Below are 5,664 nucleotides of genomic sequence, written 5' to 3' on the forward strand. Positions count from 1 at the left end.
CCCACCGCCATTCAACCGACGAGCTCCGCTCGACGCTCTTCTCCAGCCCCCACCCACCGCCATTCAACCGACGAGCTCCGCTCGACGCTCCTGTCCGTCCGCGTCGCCCGAGGCCCGTTCCGTCCCAGGTGGGACTGCACATCGTACTGGCAGGTACGGGTACCGTCCCGCGCGGCGGGGCGCGGCGGGACCCGATGTGATCGCGGCGACCGATCTTTGGGTAGGGTTTGTCCTGGACATGCCGTCGACCCTGTGCGGGAGAGATCCCACGCAGCCAGCGTGGGGCGCCGAAGGGGCAACCTCCCCGGAACCTCTCAGGCAAAAGGACCGCTCGGGCGAGGCACCTCTGGAAAGCAGGCGTCGAATCCCGCAGCGCGGGAAGGCGGCTCACCGAAGGGGAAACCCCGCGGCGCGGGCGAAGCTCTCAGGTGCCCATGACAGAGGGGGAGATGGCCGCCCGGCCCGCGCGCCAGGCGGTGCACCTGAGCGACCGCAGCAGCCAGGAGGCCCTCCATGACCGCCCAGTTCTTCGCCCCCGTGGCCGCGCCGCAGCACCCGCGGGCCGCGTTCGCCGACCGGCACATCGGCCCGTCGCCCGACGACCAGGCGCGGATGCTCGCCGCCATCGGCTACTCGGGCGTCGAGGCGCTGATCGACGACGCCGTCCCGGCCGCGATCCGCACGTCCCGGCCGCTGGACCTGCCGCCCGCGCTGAGCGAGTCCGCCGCGCTGGACCGGCTGCGCGAGCTCGCCGCCCGCAACTCCGTCCGCACGTCCATGATCGGCCTCGGCTACCACGGGACGATCACCCCGGGCGTGATCATGCGGAACGTGCTGGAGAACCCCGGCTGGTACACCGCCTACACCCCCTACCAGCCGGAGATATCCCAGGGGCGCCTTGAGGCCCTGCTGAACTTCCAGACGGCCGTCGCCGACCTGACCGGGCTGCCGGTCGCGAACGCGTCCATGCTGGACGAGGCGACCGCCGCCGCCGAGGCCATGGCCCTCGCCAACCGCGTCGCGAAGCGGAAGGAACCGGGCACGTTCCTTATCGACGCGGACGTGCTGCCGCAGACGATCGAGGTCGTCCGGACGCGGGCGGTCCCGCTCGGCATCGACGTCGTCGTCGCCGACCTGTCCGGCGGGCTGCCCGAGGGCGACGTGTTCGGCGTGCTGCTGCAGTACCCGGGCGCGTCGGGCGCCGTCCGCGACCTGGAGCCCGTCATCGCGCAGGCGCACGAGCGCGGCGCGCAGGCGGTCGTCGCCGCCGACCTGCTCGCGCTGACGCTGCTGCGCCCGCCCGCCGAGTGCGGCGCCGACATCGCCGTGGGCTCGGCGCAGCGGTTCGGCGTGCCGTTCGGGTTCGGCGGCCCGCACGCCGGCTACATGGCGGTCCGCGAGGGCATCCAGCGGCAGCTCCCCGGACGGCTCGTCGGCGTGTCCGTCGACGCCGACGGCGCGCCCGCGCACCGGCTGGCGCTCCAGACCCGCGAGCAGCACATCCGGCGCGAGAAGGCCACCAGCAACATCTGCACGGCGCAGGTGCTCCTCGCCGTCATGGCGAGCATGTACGCGGTCTACCACGGGCCGGAGGGGCTCGCCGCGATCGCGCAGCGGGCGCACCGCCGCGCCGCCGAGATCGCCGCCGGGCTGCGCGAGAGCGGCGTGGAGGTCGTGCACGGCGCGTTCTTCGACACCGTCCTGGCCCGGGTGCCCGGACGCGCCGCCGAGGTGGTGGCCGCGGCCCTGGAACGCGGCATCAACCTGCGCCCCGTGGACGCCGACCACGTCGGCATCGCCTGCGACGAGACGACCCTTCCCGCGCACGTCACCGCCGTCCTGGAGGCGTTCGGCGCCGCCGAGGCCGGCGAGGTGGCCGAGGCGCTCCCGGAGACGCTGCGCCGCGAGAGCCCCTACCTGACCCACCCCGTCTTCCAGGCGCACCGCTCCGAGACCGCGATGCTGCGCTACCTGCGCAAGCTCCAGGACAAGGACGTCGCGCTCGACCGCTCGATGATCCCGCTCGGGTCCTGCACGATGAAGCTGAACGCGACCGCCGAGATGGAGCCGATCACCTGGCCGGAGTTCGCGAACATCCACCCGTTCGCGCCGGTCGACCAGGCCGCCGGGTACGTCGAGCTGATCGGCGAGCTGGAGTCCGCGCTCGCCGAGATCACCGGGTACGCGAAGGTGTCGGTCCAGCCGAACGCGGGCTCCCAGGGCGAGCTGGCCGGGCTGCTCGCGATCCGCGGCTACCACGCCTCCCGCGGGGAGGGGCACCGGGACGTGTGCCTGATCCCGTCGTCCGCGCACGGCACCAACGCCGCCAGCGCCGTCATGGCCGGGATGCGCGTCGTCGTCGTGAAGTGCGACGACGGCGGCAACGTCGACCTCGACGACCTGCACGCCAAGATCGGCAAGCACGGCGAGCGGCTCGCCGCGATCATGGTGACGTACCCGTCCACGCACGGCGTGTTCGAGGAGACGATCACCGACGTGTGCGCGGCCGTGCACGACGCGGGCGGCCAGGTCTACGTCGACGGCGCCAACCTCAACGCGCTCGTCGGCCTGGCCCGTCCCGGCGAGTTCGGCTCGGACGTCTCGCACCTCAACCTGCACAAGACGTTCTGCATCCCGCACGGCGGCGGCGGGCCCGGCGTCGGCCCGATCGGCGTCCGCGAGCACCTCGCCCCGTTCCTGCCGAACCACCCGCTGCGCGCCGAGGCCGGGCCCGAGAGCGGCGTCGGCCCGATCTCCGCCGCCCCGTGGGGCTCGGCGGGCATCCTGCCGATCTCGTGGGCGTACATCGCGATGATGGGCCCGGACGGCCTGACCGCCGCCACCGAGGGCGCCATCGTCGCCGCCAACTACCTCGCCGCGCGCCTCGGCCCGCACTACCCGATCCTCTACACCGGCCGCAACGGCCTCGTCGCGCACGAGTGCATCGCCGACCTCCGCAAGATCACCAAGGAGACCGGGATCACCGCCGAGGACGTCGCCAAGCGCCTCATCGACTACGGCTTCCACGCCCCGACCCTGTCCTTCCCCGTCGCCGGGACGCTGATGATCGAGCCGACCGAGTCCGAGGACCTCGCCGAGCTCGACCGGTTCTGCGACGCCATGATCGAGATCCGCCGGGAGATCCAGCGGGTCGCCGACGGCGGCTACGACCGCGAGGACAACCCGCTCAAGCACGCCCCGCACACCGCCGCGTGCCTGATCTCCGACGACTGGAAGCACGCCTACAGCCGCGACGAGGCCGCCTACCCCGTCCCGGCGCTCCGCGAGGACAAGTACTGGCCGCCGGTCCGCCGCATCGACCAGGCCTACGGCGACCGCAACCTCCTCTGCTCCTGCCCGCCCCCGGAGGTGTTCGAGGACTGACAGGGCGTTCGATCCTCGAAGGCCGCGGGGCCTTCGAGGATCGAACGGCGGCGTCGCGAGACGCGGGCCCGGGGGATCGCTAGGCTCTCTGCGGACCCCCGACCTCAGAGGGCAGAGACTGATGAGTCCCGTTACCGATGACCCGGCGCGGATGTGCGAGGAGGCGCGGAGTCTCGCGGAGAACGGTGAGGCCGGGCGCGCGGCGCGGCTGTTCGAGAAGGTGCTGGAGCTCGGCGAGACGTCCTGCCGGGCGCAGGCCGCGCTCGGGCTGGCGGTCGTCCTCGACGACGCCGGGGAGGTCGAGCGGGCCCGCGACGCCGACCGGGCGGCGATCGCCACCGGCGACCCCGAGTACGGTCCGCGCGCCGCCTACCACCTGGCGCTCACGCACGAGCGCGCCGGCGAGCACGCCGAGGCGGCGCCCGCGTGGCGCACGGTGGTCGGCTTCGGCAACCCGGCCTACCTGCCGCCCGCCCATCTCGCGCTCGCCCGGATCGCCGACGGCGCCGGCGAGTTCGACGAGGCGCGCGGCCACTGGGAGGCGGTGCTCGCGACGGGCGACGCCGAGTACGGGCCGCCCGCCGCGCACGACCTCGCGCAGCGGCATCTGGAGCGCGGCGAGCCCGCGCGGGCGCAGCGGGTCCTGGCGGCCGGGCTCAAGCTGATCGACCGCGGCACCGCCCCATACGCGTACGGGCGGCTCGCCGTCGCGCTCGGCATCGCCTACCTCGACCAGGCGATCGGGTCGTTCGGCGCGGCGCTGGGGGAGGAGCCGTCCGACCCGGAGGTCGGGCCGCTCGCCACCGAGCTGCTGGCGCGGACGCTGCCGCTGCGGGGACGGGCCGGTGAGGCGGCGGAGGTGTGGCGGCGGGGGCTGTCGGACCCGTCGACCGCGGGCCAGGTCCGGGCGCGGCTCCGCCGCGACTTCGGCGGCGACGAGGACGACGCCGACCCGGCCGACCTGTGGTGGGAGCCGGTCGTCGAGCAGGCGGTGTCGGACGGGACGCTCCCGGCCCTCACCGGCGAGGCGTTCGGGGCCCTCGACCACATGTACGCGCTGCTGGCCGTCCGCCACGCGGACGCCCCGGAGGACCGGCGCGCGGGCGAGGCGCACGACGCGCTGGACAAGGCGGTGCAGGTGCCCGGCGACTACGTGTGGGGCCCGCTGCTGCAGGAGAGCTTCGCGGAGCGGCTCCGCCTCGCCATGGGCCCCGCCGACCGGTCCGAGCGCTAGTCGGCGATGCCGCGTTCGGCGACGACCCGGGTGATCCGGGCGCGGACGAGGTACTCGGTGGGGACGGCGTTGCGCGCCCCGAACTCCTCGGCTCGGTCGGCGCCCATGTACCGGGCGCCGATGACGGTGGCCCAGCGGCGCATCTCGCCGAGGTCCTCGATGAGGGACGCCTCGGCCTGGAGCATCACGTAGGAGTACGGCGGGGTCTGGTCGTCCACGCAGATGGAGATCCGCGGGTCGCGGGCGAGGACGCGGCCCTTGAGGCTGGTGCGGGCCGTGTTGAACAGCACGTCGTCGCCGTCGAGGACGAACCAGATCGGCGTCACGTGCGGTGCGCCGTCCTTGCGGGTGACGGCCGCCTTGCCGGTCCGGGTGCCCGCCGAGACGAACGCGCGCCATTCGAGGTCGGTCATGTGCTCCATCCGCCCAGTCTGCCGCAATGATCGTTTCGGGGGCGGGCTACGGTGGGCGGATGGAGGTCGTGACGGCGCACGGGCCGGCGAGGGTGGCGCTGGACGAGGTGGACGCCCCCGCGTTCCTGCTGGTCCTGACGCACGGGTCGAACGGGAGCGTCGACGCGCCCGACCTGCTGGCCGTCCGGGAGACCGCGCTCGGGCTCGGCGGCGCGGTGGCGCGGGTGACGCAGCCGTTCCGGCTCGCGGGACGCCGCGCGCCCGGCCCCGCGGCCAAGCAGGACGAGGCGTGGCTGGAGATCGTCGGCCTGCTGAGGGACAGGGCCGGGAACGTTCCGCTCGTGCAGGGAGGCCGGAGCAACGGCGCCAGGGTGGCGTGCCGGACGGCGACGGCCGCGGGCGCGGCGGGCGTCCTCGCGCTGGCTTTCCCGCTGCACCCTCCCGGCAGGCCGGAGAAGACGCGGGTGGACGAGCTGCGTTCCGCGGGGGTGGAGGTTCTCGTCGTCAACGGCGACCGCGACCCGTTCGGCGTGCCGGAGAAGGCGGACGCGGCGGAGGTGACGGTGCTGGCGGGGGAGCGCCACGATCTGAACCGGGATCCCGCCGCGGTCGGGAGGGCGGCGGAGCCGTGGC

The 5,664-nt window shown here is 74.3% G+C and carries 4 protein-coding genes and 1 riboswitch; of the genes, 3 read left to right on the forward strand and 1 reads right to left on the reverse strand.

Annotated features, from left to right (window positions below; translation table 11 throughout):
* Positions 1–245: 245 nt before the first annotated feature.
* A riboswitch (glycine riboswitch) is annotated at positions 246–340 on the forward strand.
* 173 nt (positions 341–513) lie between these two features.
* Both gcvP and E1264_RS39310 read left to right on the forward strand, forming a co-directional pair.
* Positions 514–3,384 (forward strand): aminomethyl-transferring glycine dehydrogenase, encoded by a 2,871-nt coding sequence (gene gcvP, locus E1264_RS39305; protein ID WP_132182121.1) that lies wholly within the window; start codon positions 514–516, stop codon positions 3,382–3,384.
* A 121-nt stretch (positions 3,385–3,505) separates the two neighbouring features.
* Complete coding sequence (locus E1264_RS39310) at positions 3,506–4,618, forward strand: tetratricopeptide repeat protein (RefSeq protein WP_132182123.1); 1,113 nt, start codon at positions 3,506–3,508, stop codon at positions 4,616–4,618.
* On the opposite strand, the gene E1264_RS39315 is transcribed toward E1264_RS39310, so the two are convergent.
* Positions 4,615–5,040, reverse strand: a complete 426-nt coding sequence (locus tag E1264_RS39315) for a PPOX class F420-dependent oxidoreductase (protein ID WP_132182125.1) — start codon at positions 5,038–5,040, stop codon at positions 4,615–4,617. The genes E1264_RS39310 and E1264_RS39315 overlap by 4 nt on opposite strands.
* 50 nt (positions 5,041–5,090) lie before the next feature.
* Between E1264_RS39315 and E1264_RS39320 the strand changes: the two genes are divergently transcribed.
* A partial coding sequence (locus tag E1264_RS39320) for an alpha/beta family hydrolase (protein WP_132182127.1) occupies positions 5,091–5,664 on the forward strand: 574 nt, incomplete at its 3' end.

Origin of the sequence: Actinomadura sp. KC216 (assembly GCF_004348535.1) — a bacterium.
Classification (GTDB): Bacteria; Actinomycetota; Actinomycetes; order Streptosporangiales; family Streptosporangiaceae; genus Spirillospora.

Excerpts from the sequence above, each read along its gene's own strand:
- gcvP (WP_132182121.1), top strand. The coding sequence starts at position 514 with ATGACCGCCCAGTTCTTCGCCCCCGTGGCCGCGCCGCAGCACCCGCGG.
- E1264_RS39310 (WP_132182123.1), top strand. The coding sequence starts at position 3,506 with ATGAGTCCCGTTACCGATGACCCGGCGCGGATGTGCGAGGAGGCGCGG.
- E1264_RS39315 (WP_132182125.1), bottom strand. The coding sequence starts at position 5,040 with ATGGAGCACATGACCGACCTCGAATGGCGCGCGTTCGTCTCGGCGGGC.